Genomic DNA, 22750 nt, shown 5'->3' on the forward strand with positions numbered 1-22750 from the left:
GGGCCGGGTTGCCGGCTTCGGTCTCAGTCAGGTTGTGGGTGATGATGTCGCAGCTGCTGCAGGCGGTGCTTTTAACCAACTCGACCACGGGGCTGCACAAGGGGCACCCGGCGGTGAAAACTTCTATAATGCGTTTCATGGAAGGGCGTTGATAAGTAATAGTACAAAGCTCGGCCCGCTCCCCGGGTATCGGTCAAGCGTTACTTCCTGTTTTTTTCTCCCCCTTGGAATTGTGCTGCTCCAGCCGGCCGCCAATCTCGCGCAGCTCCTGCATTTTCTGCGTCAGCTCGGCATTCGTCAGGTTCGGGAACTGCTGCCGCAACTCCTCGATGCGCCCGGCGTCCTGGCAGTTGCCGGGGCAGGCGCTCACCACGTCCACGAGTTGCAGGGCTAAACTTTTGCGAAATACCTCGTCCAGCAGCAGGTGCTCGGCGCTGCCCAGCCCATTGGTCACGGCCTTAAACTGCACCAATATTTGCTCGGGCTCGGTGGCTTCCGCGTCCAGCATTTTGACAATGCCGTGCAGTTGGCCGGCCAGCATGTTCAGGCGGCTTTTCAGGTCGCGGGTGAGATCTTTAGGGAGCATAGTTCACGATTTTCAGCAATAACCACGCCCCTAGGGGTGTCCGTCAAGCAAAAAAAAGAATGCCCAATTCGTGTTTGGACATTCCTTCTCATTCATTAGCGCAGTCACGCTTTGGGTTCACTTACTTGGCGGCGCAACAGGCTGGGGCGCCCGCCATGCAGGCCGGGGTACCGGCCTGCACGCAGTTTTGTACCAGCGGGCAATCGGGGGTGCCCTTCAGTGGGCAGTCAGCCGCAGTGGATGCGGGGCTGGTGAAGCCAAATAGGGCTCCGCCGGAGAGCAGCGCCGCGGCGCCGACCAGCATCATCTTGCGTTTCATCGGTTCTAGTGGTTAAGATGGGCCCGCCGGTACGGCCGCGGGGTAGTTGAAGAAAAGCCACGGTCCGTACGTCGTGGGTAGCACTCAAAAGAGAGTTTAGGCCTTCTCGGCTTTAAAGCCGGCATCTTCCACCAGGGCCAGCACCTGCTCTTCGGTGATGTCGCCGGTCACGGTCAGCACCTTGTTGGGGTTGGCCGTATCGACCTGCCAGGAGGTGATGGCTTTCTCGCCGTTGAGGGTGGGCGTCACGGCTTTAATGCAGCCGCCGCAGTTGATGTTGGTGTTGAATTGGAGCGTTTTCATGGAAGGAATAAGGTAGCGCCCTAGGCGGGCGGGTTCGATATAAGAACACCCAAAACTAGCGCGGGGTGCGCCGGCAGGGGTACAGAATTAAGCTTGGGGCTTGCATGATTTGTAGCCCGCGTCGGACCACAGGTTAGGTTGAGGCTGTATTATGGTTGCTGTGCACCCCTGGCGCGGTTGGCAATTAACTCTTAAGGACGGCTGTCTTCAAATCGCAGGAGCTGGAATTGGGTGTACAACCGGTACACGCAGTACAGGGCCAGCGCGTCGAGCCAGTGCCAGAGGGCGTGGCCGGAAATCCAGTGGTTAGTGGGGTCGCACACCAGGTGCTGCACATCCAGCAGCCACAGCCCGTAGCCGAGCAGAAACGAGGCCCAAAAGGCTCCGAACCAGCGGTAGTCCGGCCGGACTTTCTGGGTGAAGAACAAGATGGCTTCCAGCACGACGCAGCAGGCAAAGCTCTGCAGGGCGTAGAACTGGCGGGACAGGTCCGGGTCGATGAGCAGCAGGGCAAAAGAGACCCCGAAAAAGAGCAGATACACGGCCCCGATGCGCCCTTTGCCCCAGCGCGTGAGCCGGCGGATGTTCATGGCAAACATGTAGGCCGAGCCCAGGTAGATGCCGGAAAAGTCGAGAATGGCCCCGAGCCGCGTTTCCGACGCGTGAAAAAAGGCCGAGGTCAGGCCCGTGACCACCGAAATGTAGGCCAGCAACACCAGGTGCGCGTGGCCGTGGCGCCGGGCGTGGCGGTAAATAAGCCAGCCCCCGAGTAGAAATCCCAGGTTGGAGACCGTGTTGCCGGGCTGCCGCACCCAACCGCACACCGACTCCTCGCAAAACGCAGCGGCGGTGAATTCGAGGCTGTGCCAGGGGCAGGCAGTGGAATCCATGGAGATAAGGGGGAGAATACTTACTAACGGTCAGGACTGCACGCCGGGCCGGTAGATTACATCTTCATACCGGCCATAGCCCCGCCGCCGCGCCGCAGCTCCCGCTCACTTTCCAGCAGGTACGCCCCGGAGGAAACGACCCGCTCGCCCGCCGTCACGCCACTCAAAATCTCGACGTTGCCGCCGGCCTGCAGGCCCGTGCGGACCATGCGCCGCTCGAAAACGGTGGGGGCCGTTTGCACCCACACCGTGGTCATGTTGCCGACGTTGAGGGCCGTCGCGGGAGCGGCGGTGGAGGAACGGGCCCGCTGGCCCACCAGTACCGTGGCCATCATGCCGGGGCGCAGTTGCCCGTCGGGGTTGGCCACCTGCAGCCGAACCAGGTTAATCTTGCGGTCTTCTTCCAGCACGGGCCGCTCGTCCACCAGCCGGGCCTCGAAGCGCTGGCCGGGGTAGGCCTCCACTTCCACCTGCAGGCGCCCCACCCGGCGCAGCACCTGCAGCTCCGAAGCGTAGAGCTGGGCCTCCACCCACACCGTGGCGGCGTTGGTAATGCGCAGCAGCGGCGTGCCGCGCGTCACGTACTGGCCCTCGCGCACCAGCAGCTCGCCCAGGTAGCCGCCGGCCGGGCTGTCGAAGCGCAGCGTGGCCGGCAGGGGGCCGGCGTTAAGGGCGGCAATCTGGGCGGCGCTGACCCCTTGCAGGCGGAGCTTGGCGGCGGCGGCTTTGCCTCCCGCCGAGGACGACGCACCGCCCATGCGCACGTATTCCTGCGCGTCACTCAGAAGCTGCTCGCTGTAGAGGCCGTAAAGGGGCTGGCCGCGCCGGATGAGCTGGCCCGGGGTATTGGCGTACAGGTGGTCGAGGCGGCCATCGACCCGGGCGCTGACCACCACGGTGCTGTTTTCGTCGGCCGCCACGGTGCCCAGTACCAGCAGCTCGGCGGGCAGGCTTGTCGTCGTTACCAAGCGGGTTTGCAGGCCCGCGCGCGCCTGCTGGCCCGCGTCGATGCCCAGCGTGTCCCGTGTCGTTTCAGATTTGCCGTGCTGCTGATGGGCATCCGTAGCCATCCCGGCGTGTTCCGGTGCTTGGGCATCCGGTGCTGTTTTGCGCGATCGGCAAGCCCCCAGCCCGCTGGTCAGGGCCAGGAGTAGCGCCAGCCACCGCAGGCCGCGTGGCATTCGAAAGTCGGCTTTTAGGTACGGGCTCATGGCGTTTGGGGGTCTAAAAAGCTTTCACTGTCGACCAGGTAGCCGGCTTCCCGCGCCACTTTTTCCTGGGGGCCGAGGCCCGCCAGAATGGCCACCATCGGCCCGCCCAACGGGCCGGTGGTGACGGTACGGGCCTCAAAAAGGCGGCGGCCGGCGGCGGTCGTGCCGCGGTGCACCCACACCAGGTGCCGCCGCCCGGTGTCGTATACGCTGGATGCTGGTAGCTGCAGCCCGCGCGGGGCCGGGGCTTCCAGCGTGCCGGTGAGCAGGGAGTTGACTTTGAGTTGGCCGGCGGCGTTGTCCAGGTACACGCGCACCTGCAGGAACTTCTGGTCCGGGGCGAAGGCGGGTTCAATGTAGGCTACCCGCGCTTCGATGAGCTGCCCGGGGTTCAGCTCGCTGCGGAGCCGGACCCGCTGGCCCGGCCGCACGCGGTCCACGTAGCGGGCTTCGACGGCCAGGATGCCCCACACCTGCCGCAGGTCGTTGATGGTAAAGAGCGGGTCGCCCACGGCTACGTAGCCGCCTTCGCGCAGCCCACTCCCCGCGGCGGGGGCGGTTGCGCCGGCGGCCGGCGCGGCCGGCGCGGAACCCATGCCATCGTCAGTGGCCGTAGCCCCCATGCCCCCGGCCGCCGCCGGCATGGCCGCCGCTGGGGCCACTTGGCTCGGCACGACGTAGCCGGCGTAGGGGCTGACAATGAGCAGCGTAGGAGTGGCGTTTTTAGAGTCACTGGCCAGTTGGCTGGCGGACACGCCCAGCAGCTGCAGTTTGGCGCGGCTGCGCTGCTGCAAATCCGCGTCCACGCCCTGGGCCACCAGGTACTGGTATTCGCGCAGGGCCGTGTTGAGTTCGGGGCTGTAGAGGTCGAGCAGCCGCTGGCCGGCCTGCACGCGCTGGTAGTTGTAGCGCACGTACAGGCGCTCCACGCGGCCGCCCGCGCGGGCGCTCACCTGCCGCTGCCGCCGGGGGTCGGGAGCCACGTAGCCGGTCAGGGCAATGGAGTCAGCCATGCCGGCCCCAACGGGTGCCACCAACGCTTGCGCGGATACCACTAGCCGGCTGGGTGACTGCAGCAGATGGTCAGCCGAGGCAGGCAGCCCCGACACCGTGACTGGTTCAGGCTTAGCACCGGAGGCAGCCAGTGGCTCATCCCGGCCGCAGCCAGCCAGGACGCTGACGCCCAGCACGAGGGCCGTGCGCCAGCCGGTGAGGTTGGCGGCCGAGAATAGCGAGTTATTGCTCGGTTTCATAGTCGTAGGCTGCTTGCAGGGCGAGGACCTGCCCGTAGGTGTCCCAATAGTCCATCTGCTTCATCAGCAGCATCTGCCAGGCATCGAGCAGCACGAACAGGTTGCCCGTGGTTTGGCCGTAGGCCAGGTTCTGCACCTCGAAAGCGCGGCGGTAGGCGGGCAGGATGGCGGTTTCGTAGTTGTGCAGCTGCTCGTGGCCGGCCCGGAGCTGGCTGCGCTTTTCGGCCACGGCCCGGTGGGCTTGTAGGCGCAGGGCCTGCTGCATGAGCTGTTGCTCGTCGAGCTGCAGGGCCACGGCCTGCTCTTCGGACCGGTACAGGCGGGCCGACCAGGGCGCGATGGGGACTGTGACCATACCCATCAGGGTGTAACGGTTGGCCATGCCCGGTGTCATCTGCATGTGCTCGAAGCGGACGCCAAAGTCGGGCTTGCGGCCTAGGCGGGCAATTTTCTGCTCTAGGCGCGTGGCTTCAATCATCCGCTCGCCGGCGGCCAGGTCGCTGCGGCGCGCCACCGTGGTGTCGGCGAAATCAGGGCGCAGCAGCTGGGCGGTGTCGAGGGCAAACGCCCGGTCGGTGGGCTGGCCCAGCAGGGTGTTGAGCACGATGCTGCCTTCGCGAATAAGCGAGAGCAGGGTGGCGTCGGTGTTGTCCAGCTCCTTGAGCTGGGCCTCGGCTTTGAACAGGGTACCCAGCGCGGCCTGGTTGTAGGTGTACCGGTCGCGGGTGAGGGCAACCACGCGCTGCAGGGTGCGCCGGCTTTGGCTTAGCACGCGCCGCTTGCGCTCGGCCACGAACCGCTGGTAATACGCCGCCTTGGCCCCGGCGCGCAGCTCGTTGAGCTGCCCGCGCTGCTCGGCCTGCACCACCTGCCCCTGCGCCCGCAGCAGGTCGCGCCGGGCGTTGAGCTTGGCGGGATTGGTCAGCATCTGCTCGACAGACACGACCATACCAGCCTGATTTTCGGGTGAGTCCATTTCCTTGAGGATGGCCGTGCGGTAGGGATATTGGGCTAGCCCGAAGCCCACCTGCGGCGGCATCTGGCTGCGGGCCCCCGCCGCCCGCGCATCCAGGGCCTGAATGCGGCGCTGGTAGGCCGTCAGCGAGGGGTAGCTGGCTTCCACCCCGGCCAGCACCTGAGCCAGGGAAAGCGTGGGCGCGGCGGGAGCTTGAACTTGGGCGCGGACCGGCGCGGGCCCGCTCAGGGCCGCCCCCAGCAGCAGGATACACAACAGACGAGGCATGGCGTTAATCATGGAGGGTGAGGTAAGTCAGCTGCCCGGTGCGGCGCCATTCCCATTCCTTCACCAGGGCAAAGAGGGCGGGCACCACCACGAGGGCGTACAGGGTGGCCGTGACCAGGCCGAACACGTAAGGCAGGGCCAGCGGCCGCATCAGGTCGCTGCCCACGCCGGTGGCAATGAGCACTGGAAACAGGCCCAGCATGTCCACCACTACCGTCATCAGCACCGGCCGAATGCGCAGCACGGCGCCGGCGTACACGGCCTTTTCAATGTCCTGCTGCGTGATCGGTGGCATTGGCGGCGCGGGGGCCACGACCCCCGCGGGCACTCCGGGCATTGCTGCATCGGGTGGTGGCGGGGCAGTGAGCGGCGGGGCCGCCCCATCTGGCAGAGCCGGTGGCTGGCGGGAGCGCACCAAGTCGCCCAGGGCCTGGTTGAGGTACACCACTACGAGCACCCCCGTTTCCATAGCCACGCCGAACAGAGCAATGAAGCCCACGGCCACGGACACCGAAAAGTTGACGTCGAACAGGTGCAGCGAGTACACGCCCCCAATCAAAGCCAGGGGGATGCCCGAGAGGATGATAAGCACCTCCCGCATGGCCTTGAACGTAAAATAGAGAATGAAGCAGATGACGAGCAGCACCCCCGGAATGATGAGCTGGAGCCGCTTTTGGGCACTGACCTGGTTTTCGTACTGCCCGCTCCACTCGATATAGTAGCCCTGGGGCAGGCGGGGGAAGTGGGCCGCCACCCGTTCCTTGGCCTCGTTCACCACGCTGCCCATGTCGCGGCCGCGCACGTTGAAGAGTACCGTGCCCCGCAGCAGGGCGTTTTCCGAGTTGATCATGGCCGGCCCCTCGGTGATGCGCAGCTCGGCCACGGCCGAGAGCGGCACCGGGCCGTACTGGGCCGTTTGCACCGGCACGCGCCCCAGCTCCTGCAGGTTGTTGCGGAAGTCCTGGGCCAGGCGCACGTTGATGGTGAACCGCTCCCGCTTTTCCACCGTGGTGCCGATGCGGGCTCCGCCCAGGGCCGTTTCGATGAGCACGCCCACGTCGTCCACGTCCAGGCCGTAGCGGGCCAGCTCGTGGCGCCGCACGGCAATTTCCAGGTACTTGCCCCCCGTGAGCGGCTCCACGTAGAGGTCGGCCAGGCCCTCAATGCCGCTGATGGCCTGCTTTACCTGCTGCGCCAGTACGTAGATGCTGTCCAGGTCGGCGCCGTAGATTTTCACGCCCACGTCGGTGCGGATGCCGGTAGAAAGCATGTTGATGCGGTTGATGATGGGCTGGGTCCAGCCCACGGCCACGCCCGGAATGCGCACCCGCTGATTCATTTCCGCAATCAGCTTTTCCGTGGTCATGCCGTCGCGCCACTGGTCGCGGGGCTTGAGCAGGATGATGGTTTCAATCATGCTCAGCGGGGCGTTGTCGGTGGCCGTGTTGGCCCGGCCGGCCTTGCCCAGCACGTTGGCCACCTCCGGGAAGCCCATCAGCAGCTTGTCCTGCACCTGCAAAATGCGCTTGGCCTCGGCGTAAGACACGTCGGGCAGCGTAGTGGGCATCATCAGCAGTGAGCCTTCGTCGAGCGGCGGCATGAACTCGGTGCCGGTGCTCAGCACCAGCGGAATGCTGCCCAGCACCAGGGCCAGCACCAGGGCCAGCACCGTCTTTTTCCAGCGCAGCGCCAGCCGCACCACCGGCCCGAACACCCCGGTGAAGAAGCGCGACACCGGGTTGCGGCTATTAGGAATCAGCTTGCCCTTGAGCAGCACCCGCAGGGCCATGGGCAGGATGAGCACGGCCACCAGGGCCGAGCCCACCAGACAAAAGCTCTTGGTGAGCACCAGGGGCGTAAACAGCTTTTTTTCCTGGCCCGTCAGCAGCAGGATGGGGGCAAATGAGACGAGCGTGATGAGAATGGACGACACCACGGCGCGGCCAATGGTGCGGGCCGACTGCTCGATGAGGCGGATGCGCTCGGCTTCGGGCAGCTCACGGGTGTGGCCAATGCGTTGTTTCTCCATCATCAGGTGGCGTCGTTGGGCTGGTCCGGCCCCACCACCCGGTCGGTGAGCTGGCGGTAGGCATTTTCCGCCATCACGATGCCCGAGTCCACCAGGTCGCCCACCGCCAGGGCCACGCCGCCGAGCGACATGAGGTTGGACGAGACCCCGAACAGCTTCATCAGGATGAAGCCGATAAGGATGGAGAGCGGAATGTTGACGATGGCCACCAGCCCCGAGCCGAAGTGAAACAGGAACACCAGCACCACAATGCACACCACAATCAGCTCCTCGGAAATGGTCTCCTTCAGCGTGCCGATGGCGGCCATAATCAGGTCGCTGCGGTCGTAGGCCACCTTGAATTTCACGCCGGGCGGCAGGCCCTTGGCCACGTCAGCGAGGCGGGTTTTCACCCGGTCAATGACCTCCTTAGCGTTTTCGCCGTAGCGCATCACCACGATGCCGCCTACCACCTCGCCCTCGCCGTTTTCGTCGGCGATTCCCAGGCGCAAGTCGGCGCTCATCTGCACCGTGGCCACGTCGCGGATACGCACGGGCACGGACTTGTACTGGCCCAGGGGAATGTTCTGGATGTCTTCGACGCTCTTGATGTAGCCCAGGCCCTTAACCAGGTAGCCGGCCCGGTTGCTCTCGAACAGGCTGCCGCCCACGTCGCGGTTGTTGCGGTTGATGGCGCTGATGACCTTGGTCAGGGGGATGTCGTAGTAGAGCAGCTTGTGGGGGTTGATGCTCACCTGGTACTGCTTCTGGAAGCCACCGAAGGAAGCCACTTCGCTTACGCCCTCCACGTTTTGCAGGGCAAACTTGACGTACCAGTCCTGCAGGGCGCGCAGCTCGCCCAGGTTGTAGTCGGGGGCCTGCAGCGTGTACCAGAACACGTGGCCTACGCCCGTGCCATCGGGCCCCAGGGAGGGCGTGATATTGGGCGGCAGGAACTTCTGCGCGTAGTTTAGCCGATCCAGCACCCGCGAGCGGGCCCAGTAGATGTCCACGTCGTCCTCAAATATCATAAAGACGAAGCTCATACCGAACATGGAAGCGGCGCGAATGGACTTAACCCGGGGCACGCCCTGCAGGTTGGACACCAGCGGGTAAGTCACCTGGTCCTCCATAATCTGCGGGTTGCGCCCCATCCACTCCGTGTAGATGATGACCTGGTTCTGCGACAAATCCGGTAGCGCGTCCACCGGCGTCGTGTAAATAGAATACACGCCGCCCGCCACCAGCAAGCCCGCAAGCAGACTGACCCAGAAGCGGTGGTTCACCGACCAGGAAATCAGGCGTTCTAACATGTAAGATTGAAGTGGTGATTCATAAAAAGTGGGCGCTGCGCTTTGCCAGCAGCAAGGGCCCGCCGCTGTGTCGTTGGATAGGCGCTCAGTGCGCCGCTCCCGTCCGGCTTTGCTGGAGCAGCCAGTTGATTTTGGTCATGCGGTGCATCTGGTCGTAGGCGGTGAGATTGCCGTGCGGAAGCTGCGCGTCGAGCAGGTCGTGAAAGCGGTGGTTGTTGGGGAAGGCCTTTTTGACAGCCAGCAGCGTCAGCGGCTGCAGGGGCGCTTCGGCGTTGGGGCTAAAAAACAGGCGCACAAAGCCGGGGCTCTTGCCCACGGTGGGCTGCTCCACCTTATAGAGTAGCAACTCCTCGCCGGGGTTTAGGATGGGATAGTGCTGATTATTGGAGGCAAACCGATAGTCGCGTCCGTCGCAGTCACGAAACCCAAATAGGCTGTCCTTGGCTACCTGATACGATCTGCCCCCGTGAATGACCGTCATGGTGGGCTTGCCGCTGAACTCATGTAGGCGCAGCTTGTGGGTTGCCGTTTTGCAGTCCACGCCCAGCGTGAGGCGGTGCTGGCGGAAGTCTTCGGCCGAGCGGTACAGTCCGCTGCCCAGCCGGGCGGTCTGCCCCCGGGCACTGGTGGCCACGGCCATCAGCAGGCTCAGCAGGGCAAAAAAGTAAGTTTGCATGACAGTGGACAAGAGGCTTGGAGGAGGAAAGGGCGGAAAGCAGCAGCCCCACCTTAGAGGCGGGCGACCACGACGTGGCCCCACCAGTTGAGGTAGCGGTACGGGCGGGGAAAGGCCTGAAAATCGAGCTGCCTAAAGCCCGCTTGCCGAAAGGCTTGGTGCAGCTCCGACTTGTCGTAGAGGTTGGCGTGCCACCACCGGCCGATAAACGGCACCATGTACGGGCTCTGCCGCGTGATAAACACCACGAGCGTGCCGGCCGGCCGCAGCCGGAGCCGCAGGCTCTCCAGCGCCGCCGCCAGATCGGCCTTGGGCAGGTATTCGAGCATGGCCGAGGAGATAATCAGGTCGTAGTCCCACCAGCCGGCCGGCAGCGTGCCTAAGTCCAGGGCATCGGCTACTTCCAGCTCAATGCCGACCACAGGGTGCTGGTCCAAGTGCCGGGCGAACCGGCGGAGCATGCGCGGCGTCACATCGAAGGCGTGAAACCGGGCCGGCAGCAAGTGGCGCCCCGCTAGGGCCGTGTGCAGGGCTATGGTGGCCGCCCCAGTGCCACAGCCCGCGTCGAGCACCTTCAGGTCGGGCCGCAGAAAGTCGGCCTGCGCAAAGTACCGGGTCAGCCCCTGCGGGTAGCGCAGCAGCCCGATCATGGTCTCGTAGAGACCGGGGCGGCTGGAATACAGGCGCCGGGTCGAGGTTGTGCGGGCCGAAGCGGTGGAAACGGACATCAGCAATAGCGTAGAAAGAGTGGTGGAACCCAACTACCCTACCGAAAACAGGCAGGGCAAGAGTCCGCAGGTGGCGGGCCGTGGAGGGCTCAGGCCCCGGCTTTCGCGCCTTTGCTCAAGAAGCGCGGGTTCTTCATGATTTTGCCATTCTTCATCATGTGCTCCCCTTCTTTCATCTGGATGACGGTGCCATCCTTGCGGGTGCAGCTACCATTAGTTCGGCAGACGGTGCCGTCGCGCATGGTCATGGGTTGGGTCATCGGCAGCAGCTGGCCGCCCTGAACGAACATCATCCGGCCGTCCTTCAGCACGCAGTAGTCGTGCAGCGGCAGGGCGGCCGCCGGGCCAGGGGGACTGGTCTGCGCGTGGGAGGCGCTGGCGAGCCCCAGCAGCAGGAAAACGAACAGCAGAAAGGGTAGCTTCTTCATAACGGGACGGCAGGGCGCACGCGGGAGAGCGTAATAAGAGCGAGCAAAATTCCGGCTTTGGGGAGGCCCTCCCCATGATCTTCGTGCCCGAAGCACATGACCTTTATCATAGTCTACCCAGCAGTGATGGCTTACCCCCTGCCGAAAGGCCCGGCACGAAAGCCCCGCCGGGCCGGTACTTTGAGGAGTGGAAATGGATATCTGGGAACCAGGGCAGTCGCCTAAGCGGCCCTGCTAGTGGCCCGCGCCACCCAGTCAGGCGTTAGCGGGCAGGCGCTAATGATGCCCCATGCCCCCACTTAACAGGTGTTTGAGGATAACCAACAGCAGGCCCGCCCCCAAAAGGATGAAGAGCACGTACCGCCCCCACGGCGTGGGCGCCGCCGAAGCGCGCCCAGCGGCTACCCGCTGGGTGTGTTCGCGTTGTTGCCGGCGCCACTGGCCGATCCGCCCCCAGGGCTTGTACACCGAAATAGCGGTGGCCGCCAGCAGCACCACCAGCGCGGCGGCGGCATCGGCCAGCAGTTGCAGGCGCAGTCCACGCAGATCGGTCGCGGAAAGATCCGTTTTAGCGGCCACTTCGGCCAGGTAGCTGATGGGCTGCATGTGGAGCAGCAGCAGCAGCGTAGCCCCCACCGTGAGCACCAGCTTCACCAGCACCCAATAGTGCTTGAAGAGCCCCCACGGCGTACCCAGGGCCTGCACCACGCCCGTGAGCAACGCCCCCAGGCTGGAGGGCACAATAATCAACCAGCCGCTGAGTCCCATGGCCAGGTACGCCGTGCGCACCAGCAAGGCATCCTCGCTGGTCAGCCCGGTGATGGCCAGGGCCAGGAACACGGCTACCGCCCCGAGCCAGCCCACGGAGAACGTGATATGGGCCGTGAGCATGAACTTGCGCAGGAGCGGGGATAAAGTCATCGACATGGAATTGAGAGACGGAGATGGCCCGCGAATTTACCGGCCCTGGGGTAGGCTACGCTACAGAAGTGCGCCAACCACCTGCCTGTTTTTTAGGCCCCGAAAAACAGCAGCAGCCAGCTGGTACGAATACCGGCTGGCTGCTGGAAAGTCAGGCGGGGTAAGCTAGGCGGCCATGCCCTGGCGGCAGGCTTGTTCGCAGCGGCGACAAGCCTCGGCGCACTCGCGGCAATGCGCGGAGTGGGCGCCGTGCTGCTCGCACTCATCGCCGCAGGCCTTGCAGATTTCGGCGCACTCTTTCAGCAAATGGGCGGCGTGCTCCGAGCCGCGGGCCACAAATCGGGCGGTGAGGGCACAGATGTCGGCGCAGTCGCGGTCGAGCAGGACGCAGCGGGCCATCATCTGCACGTTTTCTTCCTGCAGGCAGGCGGTGGCGCAGTGCTCGCAGGCGGCGATGCAGGCATTGAGGGCGTCGAGCAGAGATTGGTTTTGGGTATGCATAGGAAAGAGGGTTAGGTAAGGGAATAAGCAACCCAACCGGGCCGCTGTATAGGTATACCCCCCCCTTCTATCTGCGGTTTTACATATTATCCCCCTTCCCTTGCATCATTTAGGGCCTTTGTGGTCTTGGCCGGAAGCAACTCGGCGCCGAGCCGCCGGCGATACGTGGAAGGCGAACAGCGGGTCAGGCGCCGGAACTGGCCGGAGAAGTGCGCCAGGCTGCTGTACCCCAGCCGCCGGGCAATGAGGCCCACGCCGAGGGCTGAGGAGGCCAGCAGCTCCTGAGCATAAGCCAGGCGCTCACCGAGGAGGTAACCCGCCAGGGTTTGGCCGGTGCCCAGCCGGGCAAAGGCCGCGCTGAGCTGCGGATACGACAACCCCAGCTCCTGGGCAACCGCCTCCCCAAACGCTCGGTGCCGCAGCACCTCCCCCGGTTGACGCAGCCGCCGGTTTACCGCCTCGCTCACTCGCTCTACCAGCGTCTGGTGCCAGGTTTCGAGCAGCGCGAACCGGGCCGCGGCCAGCGTGGCCCGCACCCGGGGCCAGTCCACCGCTTCCGCCGGGCCGGCTACCGTAGCGGCGCCCAGCCGCACGTCGAGCACCTGCAGGCCCAGCCCTTCCAGCTCCCGGCGCACCACCCGAATACCGCGCGCGCAGACCATGTGCTTGATGAAGAGCACGGTGGTAGGCGAAGCAGCGTCGGGGTGAGGGGCCATCAGTACGCGGCGTTAAGGCAGGTAGATACCGCGTTGCCAGCACTCGGTGTAGTCCAGCACCATGTGCAGCAGAAAGCCCACGGCCCACACCCGGGTGCGGGCGGGCACGAGCAGCAGCCCGTAGGCGCCGATGGCCCAGTAGGTGTGGAAGGTGTGGAAGTTGATGCTGCACCGCTCCGCGTCGTAGAAGGGCGTGGCCCACAAATGATCCAGGTCGAGCAGCAACGCGGCGGCCAGCACCAGCCAGACCCGCCGCCAGTGGGGCCGGTAAAACCCCAGGGCGACGAGGCCGGGCACCGTGATATGGAGAAAAGCGTGCAGCATCCCTTAGCGCACGGGCAGCACCGGGTTGCGGTCCCCGGCCGGCGTCAGCGGCTGGGCATCCAGTTCCTGCGGGTGGTCGTCGAGGCCTACTTCCTGGTGGGAAGCGAAATACTGGGCCAGGGCTTTTTCGCCCACCAGCCAGAACACCACGGGCGTGACGATGATGTCCAGGAACGTGGAGGAGAGCAGGCCGCCCAGAATGACGGTAGCCACCGGGTACAGGATTTCCTTGCCCGGCGCGTCCTTGGCCAGCGTCAGCGGTACCAGGGCCAGGGCCGCCACCAGAGCGGTCATCAGCACGGGCACCAGGCGCTCCAGGGAGCCGCGCACAATCATGCGCCTACCGAATTTCTCCCCCTCGTGCTCCACCAGATGGATGTAGTGGGAAATCATCATGATGCCGTTGCGCGAGGCAATGCCCGTCAGGGTGATGAAGCCCACGAGCGAGGCGATGCTGAACGTGCCCCCGGTGAGCAGCACCGCCACCACCGAGCCAATCAGGGCCAGGGGAATGTTGAGCATGATCTGCCCGACCATGTAGGTGGACTTGAAGTGCGAGTAGAGCACCAGGAAAATGCCGGCCAGCGAAAACAAGCTCAGCCACAGAATCTTCTGGGAGGCCGACTGCTGGCTCTCGAACTGCCCCCCGTAGGTCAGGTAGTAGCCCGCGGGCAGCTTGACCTGCTGGCTGACTTTCTGCTGAATCTCCTTCACGGTGGAGCCCAGGTCACGCTCGGCCACGTTCAGGGAGATGGTGATGCGGCGCTGGGTATTTTCGTGGTTGACGGTGTTGGGGCCGGGCTCGTAGAGAATGTCGGCCACCTGGCTGACGGGGATTAGGGCCCCCGTGGGCGTTTCAATGCGGGTCTGGCCAATGGCGGTCAGGTCGTTGCGCTGGCTTTCGGGCAGCTTGACGATCAAGTCGAAGCGCTGCTGGCCGTTGAGCATCTGCGACACCACGGCGCCCTGAAAGAGGGTTTCCAGGTCCTGCACCACTTCGCCCCGCTCCATGCCGTAGGCGCGCAGGGCGTCCTCCCGGGGGCGGATGAGCAGCTGGGGGATCTGCACCTGCTTTTCCACCTGTAGGTCCACCACGCCCGGCACCGTGGCCGCGGCGGCGCGGACTTCGTTGGCGTAGCGGCGCAATTCGAGCAGGTCGTTGCCAAAAACCTTGATGGCGACCTGGGCCCGCACGCCCGAGAGCAGGTGGTCCAGGCGGTGGGAGATGGGCTGGCCAATGTTCACGTTCACGCCGGTGATCAGGCTGAGCTTGTCGCGCATGTCGGCCAGGATCTCATCCCGGCTGCGCATCTCGCGGCCCTCCTTTGCCAGCTCCTCTTCGGTTTTGAAGGCCACCTCGATTTCCGAGTTGTTGACGGACTCGGCGTGCTCGTCGAGCTCGGCGCGGCCCGTGCGGCGGGCGGTGTAGGCCACTTCCGGAATCTTGAGCATCTGCTCCTCGCCGATGGTGCCCAGGCGGTTGGACTCGGTGAGGGAGGTGCCGGCGGGGGCCGAGAAGTTCACCGTCAGCGAGCCCTCGTTAAAGGGCGGCAGAAACTCCGTGCCGAAGAAGGGCACCATGGCCGCCGCCATCACAAAGAGCAAGGCGGTGGAGGTGAGCACCAGCTTGGGATGCTGCAGCCCCCAGCCCAGCAGGCGGGTATCTTTTTTCTTGAGCCAGCGCACCAGGCCCCCGTCGGTTTCGGGGTGGTCCATCTGCTTCATCTTCGGCAGCAGGTAGTAGCACAGCACCGGCGTGATGGTGAGCGAGACAAACAGCGAGGCCACGATGCTGGTGATGTAGGCGATGCCCAGGGGCGCAAAAATGCGGCCTTCCATGCCCTCGAGCGCGAATAGAGGCAGGAACACGAGCACCACGATGATGGTGGCGTACACGATGGAGTTGCGCACCTCCGAGCTGGCGGCATAGATGACTTTCAGCACCGGCCGCGGCCTGGGCAGCTGCCGGTTTTCCCGTAGGCGCCGATACACGTTTTCCACGTCCACGATGGCATCATCCACGAGCTCGCCGATGGCAATGGCCAGCCCGCCCAGGGTCATGGTGTTGATGGAGATGCCCGCCGCGCGAAACACGAGCGCCGTCACCAGCAGCGAAAGCGGGATGGCCACCAGCGAGATGAAGGTGGTGCGCACGTTCAGCAGAAAGGCGAACAGCACGATGATCACCAGGATGGCGCCGTCGCGCAGGGCCTCCTCCACGTTGGTGATGGACGACTCAATAAACTCGGACTGCTTGAACAAGCGGGTGTTGACCTGCACGTCCTTGGGCAAAGAGGGCTTGAGCTCCACCAGCGCTTTTTCTACGGCCTCGGTGAGGCCCACGGTGGCCGCGCCCGGCTGCTTCTCGATGCTCAGAATTACGGCCGGCTTGCCGTTTACGCTGCCGTCCCCGCGCTTGAAGCGGGCGCCGAACTCCACGCGGGCGATGTCGACCACGCGCACGGGCGACTGCTCGCGGTAGCCCACGATGATGTTTTCGATGTCCGTGACCGAGCGCAGGCGGCCCAGGTTGCGGATGAGCACCTCCGAGCCGTTGCGGTCGAAGAAGTTGCCGGTGGTATTCAGGTTGGAGTTGCGCAGCGCGTCCTCCACCTGGTTAACGGTGATGCCCGTCGCGTTCAGGCGGGCCATATCCAGCAGCACCTGGTACTGCAGGTTGTCGCCGCCAATAGGGATGACCTGGGCCACACCCGGAATCGAGAGCAGGCGCTGGCGCACGGTGTAGTTGGCCAGGGTGCGCAAGTCGGCGGCGTTGGTTTCCTTGCCGCCCGACAGGCCTACGAGCATGATCTGGCCCATCACCGAGGAGATAGGACCCAGCACCGGGGTGATGCCCGTGGGCAGCTGCTCGCCCACGGTCTGCAGCTTTTCGCTGACGATCTGGCGGGCGGTGAAGATGTCCGTGCCGTAGTCGAACTCCACGAACACCATGCCCAGGCCGATGGCCGAGTTGGAGCGCACGGCCGACACGCCGGTGGCCCCGTTCAGGGCCGTCTCCACGGGCAGCGTCACCAGCGCCTCTACTTCCTCGGGGGCCATACCCGGGGATTCGAGGAAGACGGTCACGCGGGGGCGGTCCAGGTCAGGCAGCACGTCCACGGGCAGCTGCTGGGCCGTGTACGCCCCGGCCAAAAGCAGGCCTACGGCGAAGGCCAGCATGAGCAGGCGGTTCTGCAGGGCAAAGCGAATTATCTTATCAAGCATCGGTTGTTAGCGCAAAAGAGGAAGAAGTGAAGGCGGCCGGGTGGCACCTCCCCTCCCGAAATCGGCAGCGTCCTAGGCCGCAGTCCGGGCCCACCGGACAACTTATTTTTTGACGCGGGGCGTGCGGGCCGAGGAGTGGGTGGTCATGATTTGCCACTGGCCGGCGGCGTTTTTGCGCAGCACGGACGTGGCCACCCCGCGGCGGACGATGGGCGCCTTGGCTTCCTTCTCTTTGGGATCGGGTTTCAGGTTGATGGTATAGGTGTAGGTTTCCGTGGCGAAGGCGTAGGGGCCATCCACCTGCACCGCGGCTTGGTAGTCGCTGAAGGTGAAGGCCTTGAACTCCTTCAGCTCCGGCGCCAGGTGGTGGGCGGCGTAGTGCTGGTAGGTGCCTTCCACCCCCCCCGACTCGAACACCTGCGAGTTGGCCGTGAACAGGCGGTGGGTGCCCGTGGTGTCCAGCTTCTGCACGGCCTGTTGGTACTTGGTCAGCGTTGCTTTGACGGCGGCCTCGTCAGCCGCCGACCCGGGGGCAGCAGCCGGGGTGGTTTGGGCCTGCGCCGTGGGGGCGGCAACAGCAAGGGTAGCGGTCAGCGCCGCGAAGGCAAGAACATGTTTCATGGGAGGGGAAGAGAAGGCCCCCGGTGGGGGCGGGTGGGTTACTGGTTGAGGTAAATGGATTTGAGCTGGTAGGTGCCTGTGGTGACGACCCGGTCGTTTTCGTTGACCTCGCCCTGGGCTAGCACGGTCTGCTCGCCGTTGACGGCGCCGGGCTGCACGTACTGAATCTTAAAGCGCTCGGGCGCGGTGTGCACGAACACCACGGGCTTGCCGTTCAGGTCGGTGACGGCCGAGGTAGGCACCACCAGCTGGGGCTCGCTGCCGCCACTTTGGCCGACTACCTGCACGTTCACCGCCTGGCCCGCGCGGTAGGCACTGCCGGCCGCGCCGTCGAGTTCGAGCACCAGTTGCCGGGCTTGATTCACGGGGTTCACCACGTTGCTGAACACCACCAGGCGGGCCGCTACCCCGGCCTGGCCCTGCAGGCCTTCCACCCGGAACTTCGCCCCGGGCGACACCTTGGCCAGATCCTGGGCAAACACCTGGGCTTCGACGCGCAGCTTGCGGGGGTTGATGACGCGGAAGAGCTCATCCCCCTGGTTTACTTGCTGGCCTACGGCCAGCGAGAACACGTCCACCGTGCCGCTGATGGGCGAGAGGATGGACACGCGGCGGTTGCTGGCCTGGCCGTTATAGATGCTGGCGTTCTGCCGGGCCTGGCGCAGGCGCAGCTCGGCGGCCACTACGTCTTTGCGCGCGGCGATGTCGGCAATGCTTTGCAGGCGGGCGTACTCCTGCTGAGCCGCGCGCAGCTCGGCCTGGGCGTTGGCCCGCTCCGTGCTGAGCCCGATCTGCTCGGTCGCGGCCAAGGTTTGCTCGATGACGGCCAGCGTCTGCCCGGCCCGCACTTGCTGGCCTACCCGGGCGGGGAGGCTGACAATGCGGCCCGTTTGAGGCACCACAATCGGCCCTTCGCCGCCGGCGGCGGCCGAAACCGTGCCGTAGAGCGTGGCCCGGCTGTAGGTTTGGGAGTAGCTGGCCAGGCTGGTGCCCACCTTAAACAGGAACTGGCTTTCCTTGGGCAGCAGCACCTCATCGGTGAGGGCGACGCCGGGGCTCGCGGGGGCGGCGGCCCCGTGGTCTTCCCCCCCGTGGCCGAGCACCGCAGCGGGTGGGGGCAGCAGCACGGTGAGCACCAGCGTAGTGGCGGCCGCGGCGGCGAGGAATTTATGCTTGGTTTTCATAGACTGCAGGGGTAGGCGTGGAAATGGACTCTTCCGCGCGGCGTGGGCGGCGGCGCAGCAGCAGGGCCGTCAGGCCAATGCCGAGGGCAAAGGCGCCCACCAGGGCCAGCACGGTCTTCCAGGAGGAAAACGGAGAGGCAGCTACCGGCGCGGCAGCGGCTACGGGCAGCTTTTGGCCGACCTTGATGCCTTCGAGCAGCAGCAGATCCGCTTGCTCCCCGGCCACGATGTTGGCCGTGAAGCTGTAGGTCTTGTTAGCCGGAAACTCCCCTTCCACCAGGTAAATGCCGGGTTCTTGCTCCGTCACGGCCCACTTTAGGTTCGCATCTTCCGGGTTGGTCAGGGTCAGCTTGGCGCCCTTGATGGGGGCGTTGGTGGCGTAGTCCGACAGGAACAGCCGCAGGTCGGCGGGCTGGCCGCCGTCCAGCGGCGCGTAGCGCAGCAGCACTTCGAACTGTTCGGACAGGGCCGCCACGGAAAAGGAGGTGGCCCCGGCGGGGGTGCCGGCTTGGGCTCCCTCGCCGTGGTCTTCGCCCCCGTGGGCGTGGGCGCGGCTCACGAGCAGCAAACCCAGCAGTAGCATCAGCAGTTGTTTCATCTTATTCGCCTCGCAGGTAGTTAAGCTCCACCAGCGCCTGCTGGTAGTCGCGGATGGTCGTCAGGTAAGTTTGTTGAATGGTGAAGGCCTGATTCAGACTTTGGATCAGGAACAGGTAGCTGATTTCGCCCGCCCGAAACAGGCGCTGGGACTGGCTGATGATGGCCTGGGCCTGGGGCACGCCGGTCTGCTCGTAGTACGCGAGGGAGGTCGAAAACTTGCGCGTGTCCGCCAGCGCCTGCTGGTACTGGCTGCCCAGCTCCAGGCGCTGGGTTTGCAGCTGGTAGTCGGCGGAGCGCGCGCGGGCCGTGGCCGCCTGCAGCTGGGAGCGGTAGGTCCAGAACCAGATCGGCACCGACACGCCAAATTGAAAGCGGTACTTGAGAGCCGAGTTTTCAAAGGCCTGATTCTGATAGCCTACCGTCAGCGCCGGCGTGCGCCGGGCCCGCACCAGGCTGATGCCGGACTGGCTCAGGGCCACGCCCTGGGTGGCGTAGGCCAGGGCCGGGCTGCGCAGCAGAGCGCTGCTGTCTTCCAGGGGCAAACTGCTAAGCAGGGCTGCTCCCGTTTGGGTGAGCGCCCGGCCCGTTTGGCGCAGGTCGGTGCTCGCCACCAGCGTCGCCGTGGGCTGGCCCAGCAGCAGCCCCAGGCGGCGCTGGGCGGCGCGCAGATCGTCGGTGGCCTGCTGCAGCTGCACGGTTATCTGCCGGGCCTCGGCGTCGGTGCTGATGCGCTGCAGGGAGGTGACTTCCCCGGCCGCGAACAGCCGGTCCGTGGCCAGGCGCAGGGCCCGATACAAGCTGTCCTGGGCCGTGAACTGCCGCACTTGCGCCGCGGCGAACTGCAGGTTCAGGTACGCCAGCCGGGTGTCGCGCAGCACGCTGGCGCGGCTGACCTCGCGGTTGCGCTCGGCCAGGGTGATGCCGGCCTGGGCCACTTGGCGCTGCCGCCGGTACACGTTGGGCAGGTCAATGGTTTGCACCACGCCCGGGGCCCACATCTCGCCCGTGGGCGCCGCCAACAGAAAGTCGGGGTTAGCGGGCGCGAAGGAGCCACGTTTGAGGGCGCGCTGCTCGGCGATTTCTTCGTCGGCCTGGCGCAGCCGCGGGTGGCGGCGCAGGGTCTGGGCCTCGGCGCTGTCCAGGCTAAGGACCGTTTGCGCCCGCGCTGGCCCGGTGCCGAAGCCCAGCAGCCCCAGCACGAGCCCGAGCAGGGGAAGCCTCCTCCAACCTATTCCTTTCATTTCAGGGTACTTCATACAATCAGGTTTTAACTCGCCTGCGCGCCGTCCCCTGCCAGCAGAGGACGGCGCGTGGCCCAAAGGCCGGGGGTCAGGATGCTGTCCCCGGCCGACGTTGCTTAGCTCTTTTTAACCAGGGCCATGCCGCACTTGGGGCAGCTGCCGGGCTTGTCGCTGGCACTGCCTTCGCACTGCATGGGGCAGAGGTAGGCGGCCCCCACGGCCTTCGCCGGCGCGGCCGTGGTCGCGTTCAGCTTCTCAAACCGCGCCGACAGGGTCTTGCCCCCCGCTTTCAGGTTGACGATGGCCGTGCGTAGGGCCGTGCCGGCGGGCAGCTTGGCCACCAGGTGGTCCCCGGTTGGGGTGAGCGCCACGGTGCTGGTTTTATTGGCCGTGGTCAGCAGCATAACCGAGCCGGTCGGCCGGGTGGTGGTAACCGTCGCCTCGTTGGCGTCGAGCAGGTACACGTGGAGCTCCGTGGGGTGCTGCACGAGTTCGATGTGCAGGGTGCCGGCCGTGCGTACGATGCCGCCGTGGGGGGACTTATGGGCGTGCGATTCGCCCGCGGCTTTGTGGCCGTGCGGCGCGGTGTTGGGCTTGTGGCTGTGCTGGGCCGACAGGGATAGGGGAGCGGCGAGCAGCGCGGCGGCTACCAGGAGGTGGGAGAATTTCATGGAGAGGGGGGTAAGAAAGGTAAAGAGAGGTGAGGGGCCGCAGGGCCTACATTTTGTCGCCGTTTTTGGCGTGCCAGTCCTTGAACTGCTGGATTTCTTTCTGCTGCGCGGCGATCATCTGCTGCGCCATTTCTTTGAGCTTGGTGTCCTTGCCGTGGGCCAGCTCGGCCTGGGCCATGTCCACGGCGCTCTGGTGGTGCACCGTCATCATCATGTTAAAGTTCATGTCCGGGTCAGCGACCGGCTTCTGCATGTTCTGCATCATGCCGTCCATCGACGCCTTCATCTTGCTGGTGAAGGGGTCCGTAGGATCAGTGGGCTTATAGTTGGTCGGGGCGTTATCGAGGCGGGTAGCTACGGCTTCGAGCTCAGCGATTTCCTTTTGCTGGTCAGCTTTAATTTTCTCCGCCATCTGGCGCATCGTCGCGTCTTTACCGTCGCGAAGCTCGATGTCGGCCATAGCCACGGCCCCACGGTGGTGCTCCAGCATATGGTGGGCAAAGTCGTGATCCGTGTTGCCCTTCATCGGAATGGCTTCCATCTTGCGCATCATCTCGTTCATGGACGCCATTAGGGGGGAAGTGCTGCCCGCGGCGGCGCTGCTATCATGCCCCATAGCTGAGTGGTCCATGCCGGCCATGTCCCCGGAAGCGGCGCCTTCCGTAGCCGTTGTTTCGGTCGTCGTGGCCGAAGAATCAGCCGCCTTGTCGCTGGTGCAGCTGGCGACCAGCAGGGTGCCTGAGCAGAGGGCGGCGAGGAAAAAGGTGGAGTGTTTCATACGGGTTGGTTGAGTGAGGTGAAAGGGAGCCCAGGACGAGCCGCGGCCCGTTAGCTGACGGCGGGGCCGCCGACGTTAATGGTGAAGTCGCCGGTGTGAATCTTGCCCCCGTGGTTGAACTGCAGGAAGACGCGGTAGAGGCCGGGCTTCTCGAAGTTGGTGTTGAAGCCGATGGTAGGGCCCTTGTCAGCCTGGTCGTTGGGGTGCACGTGCAGGTACTGCTCCGTGTCCTCGCTGATCACTACCACGTGGCCCAGGGCGCCGAGGTAGTTCTCCAGGTTCGTCACGGGCTGCCCGCCCCGGGTGATGTTGATTTTCATGCCCAGCAGCTGGCCCGTTTGCAGGGGCTTGTCAAAGGAGAGCGTGGCCTGGTAGCCGTCCTTGTCCCACTGCATGTCGTCGTTTTTAAACTTAACCGGCGTGTAGGCCGGGCCCTTGACCGTCAGGGGCTGACGACCCAGCTGGTGGCCAGCGCCCGTGGGCGTGTAGTCCTGAAACAGCACGTAGTCGCCGCCCTTGGGGAAGGTGTATTGTACCTTGTAGTCGCCCTCGGCGGTGTACTCGGGGTGCTCGTGGTAGAACTGGCCCAGGTCCTTGGAAACGATGATTAGGTGAATCTTCTTCTCGTGGACCACGGCCAGCGGCACGGGGGCCGACTCATTACCCGTTTCGCGGGGCGTGAACGCCAGCGTAGTGGGCTGCCCGGCGGTGACCTCCGTGGGGGTCGGCACGAGCTTCATCTCGTAGGCTTTACCATTGGCTACCTGATCGTTGTGCTCCAGGTTCATGCCGCACTTGGGGCACTTGTCCCCCTCCTTGGTGCTGGTCACCTCCGGGTGCATAGGGCAGGCGTAGGTGTGGCCGCCGCTGTGCTCGGCAGTACCTTCGGCCGGGCCGTTGGTGGGCGTAGTGACGGTGTTGGTGGCGCTGCTGGACGCGGATTCGGACGAGCAGCTGGCCGTGGTGAGCAGGCTGGCTACAGCCAGCAGGGAAAGCGGGTAGCGGTACAT

The 22750-nt window shown here is 65.0% G+C and carries 26 protein-coding genes; 3 read left to right on the plus strand and 23 right to left on the minus strand.

Going from position 1 to position 22750, the window contains the following annotated elements:
- Positions 1-193: 193 nt before the first annotated feature.
- Positions 194-586, minus strand: a complete 393-nt coding sequence (locus H8B13_RS20350) for a metal-sensing transcriptional repressor (protein WP_133271126.1) — start codon at positions 584-586, stop codon at positions 194-196.
- 74 nt (positions 587-660) lie between these two features.
- On the opposite strand from H8B13_RS20350, the gene H8B13_RS20355 reads away from it, so the two are divergent.
- Entirely contained in the window at positions 661-921 is a 261-nt protein-coding gene (locus H8B13_RS20355) for a hypothetical protein (RefSeq protein ID WP_133271127.1), read from the plus strand.
- Between the two features lie 80 nt (positions 922-1001).
- Here H8B13_RS20355 and H8B13_RS20360 read toward each other — a convergent pair whose 3' ends face one another.
- The 11 genes from H8B13_RS20360 to H8B13_RS20410 all read right to left on the minus strand — a co-directional run bounded on the left by H8B13_RS20360 (position 1002) and on the right by H8B13_RS20410 (position 11879).
- Complete coding sequence (locus H8B13_RS20360; RefSeq protein WP_133271128.1) at positions 1002-1208, minus strand: heavy-metal-associated domain-containing protein; 207 nt, start codon at positions 1206-1208, stop codon at positions 1002-1004.
- 191 nt (positions 1209-1399) lie between these two features.
- A complete protein-coding gene (locus tag H8B13_RS20365) occupies positions 1400-2098 on the minus strand; it encodes a ceramidase (RefSeq protein WP_261990499.1) in 699 nt (232 codons plus the stop codon).
- A 56-nt stretch (positions 2099-2154) separates the two neighbouring features.
- A complete protein-coding gene (locus H8B13_RS20370; RefSeq protein ID WP_133271130.1) occupies positions 2155-3309 on the minus strand; it encodes an efflux RND transporter periplasmic adaptor subunit in 1155 nt (384 codons plus the stop codon).
- Positions 3306-4562 (minus strand): efflux RND transporter periplasmic adaptor subunit, encoded by a 1257-nt coding sequence (locus tag H8B13_RS20375; protein ID WP_166075251.1) that lies wholly within the window; start codon positions 4560-4562, stop codon positions 3306-3308. Before H8B13_RS20375 ends, H8B13_RS20370 begins: the two co-directional genes overlap by 4 nt.
- The gene (locus H8B13_RS20380) at positions 4546-5817 is read right to left on the minus strand and encodes a TolC family protein (RefSeq protein WP_133271133.1); all 1272 of its coding nucleotides are present in this window, start codon (positions 5815-5817) and stop codon (positions 4546-4548) included. Before H8B13_RS20380 ends, H8B13_RS20375 begins: the two co-directional genes overlap by 17 nt.
- Positions 5810-7837: an efflux RND transporter permease subunit gene (locus H8B13_RS20385; RefSeq protein WP_187312660.1), complete on the minus strand. Its 2028-nt coding sequence runs from the start codon at positions 7835-7837 to the stop codon at positions 5810-5812. Before H8B13_RS20385 ends, H8B13_RS20380 begins: the two co-directional genes overlap by 8 nt.
- A complete protein-coding gene (locus tag H8B13_RS20390; RefSeq protein WP_133271136.1) occupies positions 7837-9126 on the minus strand; it encodes an efflux RND transporter permease subunit in 1290 nt (429 codons plus the stop codon). The genes H8B13_RS20385 and H8B13_RS20390 overlap by 1 nt, the downstream gene beginning before the upstream one ends.
- 85 nt (positions 9127-9211) lie before the next feature.
- On the minus strand, positions 9212-9802 hold the full coding sequence (locus H8B13_RS20395; protein WP_133271137.1) for a hypothetical protein: 591 nt from the start codon (positions 9800-9802) through the stop codon (positions 9212-9214).
- A gap of 53 nt (positions 9803-9855) precedes the next feature.
- A complete protein-coding gene (locus tag H8B13_RS20400) occupies positions 9856-10530 on the minus strand; it encodes a class I SAM-dependent methyltransferase (protein ID WP_187312661.1) in 675 nt (224 codons plus the stop codon).
- 89 nt (positions 10531-10619) lie between these two features.
- Positions 10620-10958, minus strand: coding sequence for a DUF6799 domain-containing protein (locus H8B13_RS20405; protein ID WP_133271139.1), 339 nt, complete (start codon positions 10956-10958; stop codon positions 10620-10622).
- 276 nt (positions 10959-11234) lie between these two features.
- A complete protein-coding gene (locus tag H8B13_RS20410; RefSeq protein ID WP_222841501.1) occupies positions 11235-11879 on the minus strand; it encodes a hypothetical protein in 645 nt (214 codons plus the stop codon).
- Positions 11880-11902: 23 nt separating this feature from the next.
- Between H8B13_RS20410 and H8B13_RS20415 the strand changes: the two genes are divergently transcribed.
- Entirely contained in the window at positions 11903-12043 is a 141-nt protein-coding gene (locus H8B13_RS20415) for a hypothetical protein (RefSeq protein ID WP_165963426.1), read from the plus strand.
- Between the two features lies 1 nt (position 12044).
- Here H8B13_RS20415 and H8B13_RS20420 read toward each other — a convergent pair whose 3' ends face one another.
- The 9 genes from H8B13_RS20420 to H8B13_RS20460 all read right to left on the minus strand — a co-directional run bounded on the left by H8B13_RS20420 (position 12045) and on the right by H8B13_RS20460 (position 20632).
- The gene (locus H8B13_RS20420) at positions 12045-12416 is read right to left on the minus strand and encodes a four-helix bundle copper-binding protein (RefSeq protein ID WP_394347193.1); all 372 of its coding nucleotides are present in this window, start codon (positions 12414-12416) and stop codon (positions 12045-12047) included.
- A 50-nt stretch (positions 12417-12466) separates the two neighbouring features.
- On the minus strand, positions 12467-13060 hold the full coding sequence (locus H8B13_RS20425) for a helix-turn-helix transcriptional regulator (RefSeq protein WP_165963427.1): 594 nt from the start codon (positions 13058-13060) through the stop codon (positions 12467-12469).
- 48 nt (positions 13061-13108) lie between these two features.
- Entirely contained in the window at positions 13109-13420 is a 312-nt protein-coding gene (locus H8B13_RS20430) for a DUF6122 family protein (RefSeq protein ID WP_133271141.1), read from the minus strand.
- 3 nt (positions 13421-13423) lie between these two features.
- Positions 13424-16645, minus strand: a complete 3222-nt coding sequence (locus tag H8B13_RS20435; RefSeq protein ID WP_166075256.1) for an efflux RND transporter permease subunit — start codon at positions 16643-16645, stop codon at positions 13424-13426.
- A gap of 102 nt (positions 16646-16747) precedes the next feature.
- The gene (locus H8B13_RS20440) at positions 16748-17266 is read right to left on the minus strand and encodes a YybH family protein (protein WP_133271142.1); all 519 of its coding nucleotides are present in this window, start codon (positions 17264-17266) and stop codon (positions 16748-16750) included.
- 38 nt (positions 17267-17304) lie between these two features.
- The gene (locus H8B13_RS20445; protein ID WP_133271143.1) at positions 17305-18450 is read right to left on the minus strand and encodes an efflux RND transporter periplasmic adaptor subunit; all 1146 of its coding nucleotides are present in this window, start codon (positions 18448-18450) and stop codon (positions 17305-17307) included.
- On the minus strand, positions 18434-19048 hold the full coding sequence (locus tag H8B13_RS20450; protein WP_133271144.1) for a hypothetical protein: 615 nt from the start codon (positions 19046-19048) through the stop codon (positions 18434-18436). Before H8B13_RS20450 ends, H8B13_RS20445 begins: the two co-directional genes overlap by 17 nt.
- A gap of 1 nt (position 19049) precedes the next feature.
- Positions 19050-20306: a TolC family protein gene (locus tag H8B13_RS20455; RefSeq protein WP_133271145.1), complete on the minus strand. Its 1257-nt coding sequence runs from the start codon at positions 20304-20306 to the stop codon at positions 19050-19052.
- Between the two features lie 101 nt (positions 20307-20407).
- Complete coding sequence (locus H8B13_RS20460) at positions 20408-20632, minus strand: heavy metal-binding domain-containing protein (protein WP_187312662.1); 225 nt, start codon at positions 20630-20632, stop codon at positions 20408-20410.
- Between the two features lie 3 nt (positions 20633-20635).
- Between H8B13_RS20460 and H8B13_RS20465 the strand changes: the two genes are divergently transcribed.
- A complete protein-coding gene (locus H8B13_RS20465) occupies positions 20636-20914 on the plus strand; it encodes a hypothetical protein (RefSeq protein ID WP_187312663.1) in 279 nt (92 codons plus the stop codon).
- A 94-nt stretch (positions 20915-21008) separates the two neighbouring features.
- On the opposite strand, the gene H8B13_RS20470 is transcribed toward H8B13_RS20465, so the two are convergent.
- Both H8B13_RS20470 and H8B13_RS20475 read right to left on the minus strand, forming a co-directional pair.
- On the minus strand, positions 21009-21740 hold the full coding sequence (locus tag H8B13_RS20470) for a DUF305 domain-containing protein (protein WP_166075260.1): 732 nt from the start codon (positions 21738-21740) through the stop codon (positions 21009-21011).
- Positions 21741-21790: 50 nt separating this feature from the next.
- Entirely contained in the window at positions 21791-22750 is a 960-nt protein-coding gene (locus tag H8B13_RS20475; RefSeq protein WP_133271149.1) for a heavy metal-binding domain-containing protein, read from the minus strand.

Source organism: Hymenobacter sp. BT188, assembly GCF_014333585.1.
Taxonomy (GTDB): Bacteria; Bacteroidota; Bacteroidia; order Cytophagales; family Hymenobacteraceae; genus Hymenobacter.

What these genes read in the sequence shown, in the direction of transcription:
- H8B13_RS20350 (WP_133271126.1), bottom strand. Translation starts at nt 586, where the DNA reads ATGCTCCCTAAAGATCTCACCCGCGACCTGAAAAGCCGCCTGAACATG.
- H8B13_RS20360 (WP_133271128.1), bottom strand. Translation starts at nt 1,208, where the DNA reads ATGAAAACGCTCCAATTCAACACCAACATCAACTGCGGCGGCTGCATT.
- H8B13_RS20365 (WP_261990499.1), bottom strand. Translation starts at nt 2,098, where the DNA reads ATGGATTCCACTGCCTGCCCCTGGCACAGCCTCGAATTCACCGCCGCT.
- H8B13_RS20370 (WP_133271130.1), bottom strand. Translation starts at nt 3,309, where the DNA reads ATGAGCCCGTACCTAAAAGCCGACTTTCGAATGCCACGCGGCCTGCGG.
- H8B13_RS20375 (WP_166075251.1), bottom strand. Translation starts at nt 4,562, where the DNA reads ATGAAACCGAGCAATAACTCGCTATTCTCGGCCGCCAACCTCACCGGC.
- H8B13_RS20380 (WP_133271133.1), bottom strand. Translation starts at nt 5,817, where the DNA reads ATGATTAACGCCATGCCTCGTCTGTTGTGTATCCTGCTGCTGGGGGCG.
- H8B13_RS20385 (WP_187312660.1), bottom strand. Translation starts at nt 7,837, where the DNA reads ATGATGGAGAAACAACGCATTGGCCACACCCGTGAGCTGCCCGAAGCC.
- H8B13_RS20390 (WP_133271136.1), bottom strand. Translation starts at nt 9,126, where the DNA reads ATGTTAGAACGCCTGATTTCCTGGTCGGTGAACCACCGCTTCTGGGTC.
- H8B13_RS20395 (WP_133271137.1), bottom strand. Translation starts at nt 9,802, where the DNA reads ATGCAAACTTACTTTTTTGCCCTGCTGAGCCTGCTGATGGCCGTGGCC.
- H8B13_RS20400 (WP_187312661.1), bottom strand. Translation starts at nt 10,530, where the DNA reads ATGTCCGTTTCCACCGCTTCGGCCCGCACAACCTCGACCCGGCGCCTG.
- H8B13_RS20405 (WP_133271139.1), bottom strand. Translation starts at nt 10,958, where the DNA reads ATGAAGAAGCTACCCTTTCTGCTGTTCGTTTTCCTGCTGCTGGGGCTC.
- H8B13_RS20410 (WP_222841501.1), bottom strand. Translation starts at nt 11,879, where the DNA reads ATGACTTTATCCCCGCTCCTGCGCAAGTTCATGCTCACGGCCCATATC.
- H8B13_RS20415 (WP_165963426.1), top strand. Translation starts at nt 11,903, where the DNA reads ATGGCCCGCGAATTTACCGGCCCTGGGGTAGGCTACGCTACAGAAGTG.
- H8B13_RS20430 (WP_133271141.1), bottom strand. Translation starts at nt 13,420, where the DNA reads ATGCTGCACGCTTTTCTCCATATCACGGTGCCCGGCCTCGTCGCCCTG.
- H8B13_RS20435 (WP_166075256.1), bottom strand. Translation starts at nt 16,645, where the DNA reads ATGCTTGATAAGATAATTCGCTTTGCCCTGCAGAACCGCCTGCTCATG.
- H8B13_RS20440 (WP_133271142.1), bottom strand. Translation starts at nt 17,266, where the DNA reads ATGAAACATGTTCTTGCCTTCGCGGCGCTGACCGCTACCCTTGCTGTT.
- H8B13_RS20445 (WP_133271143.1), bottom strand. Translation starts at nt 18,450, where the DNA reads ATGAAAACCAAGCATAAATTCCTCGCCGCCGCGGCCGCCACTACGCTG.
- H8B13_RS20450 (WP_133271144.1), bottom strand. Translation starts at nt 19,048, where the DNA reads ATGAAACAACTGCTGATGCTACTGCTGGGTTTGCTGCTCGTGAGCCGC.
- H8B13_RS20455 (WP_133271145.1), bottom strand. Translation starts at nt 20,306, where the DNA reads ATGAAGTACCCTGAAATGAAAGGAATAGGTTGGAGGAGGCTTCCCCTG.
- H8B13_RS20470 (WP_166075260.1), bottom strand. Translation starts at nt 21,740, where the DNA reads ATGAAACACTCCACCTTTTTCCTCGCCGCCCTCTGCTCAGGCACCCTG.
- H8B13_RS20475 (WP_133271149.1), bottom strand. Translation starts at nt 22,750, where the DNA reads ATGTACCGCTACCCGCTTTCCCTGCTGGCTGTAGCCAGCCTGCTCACC.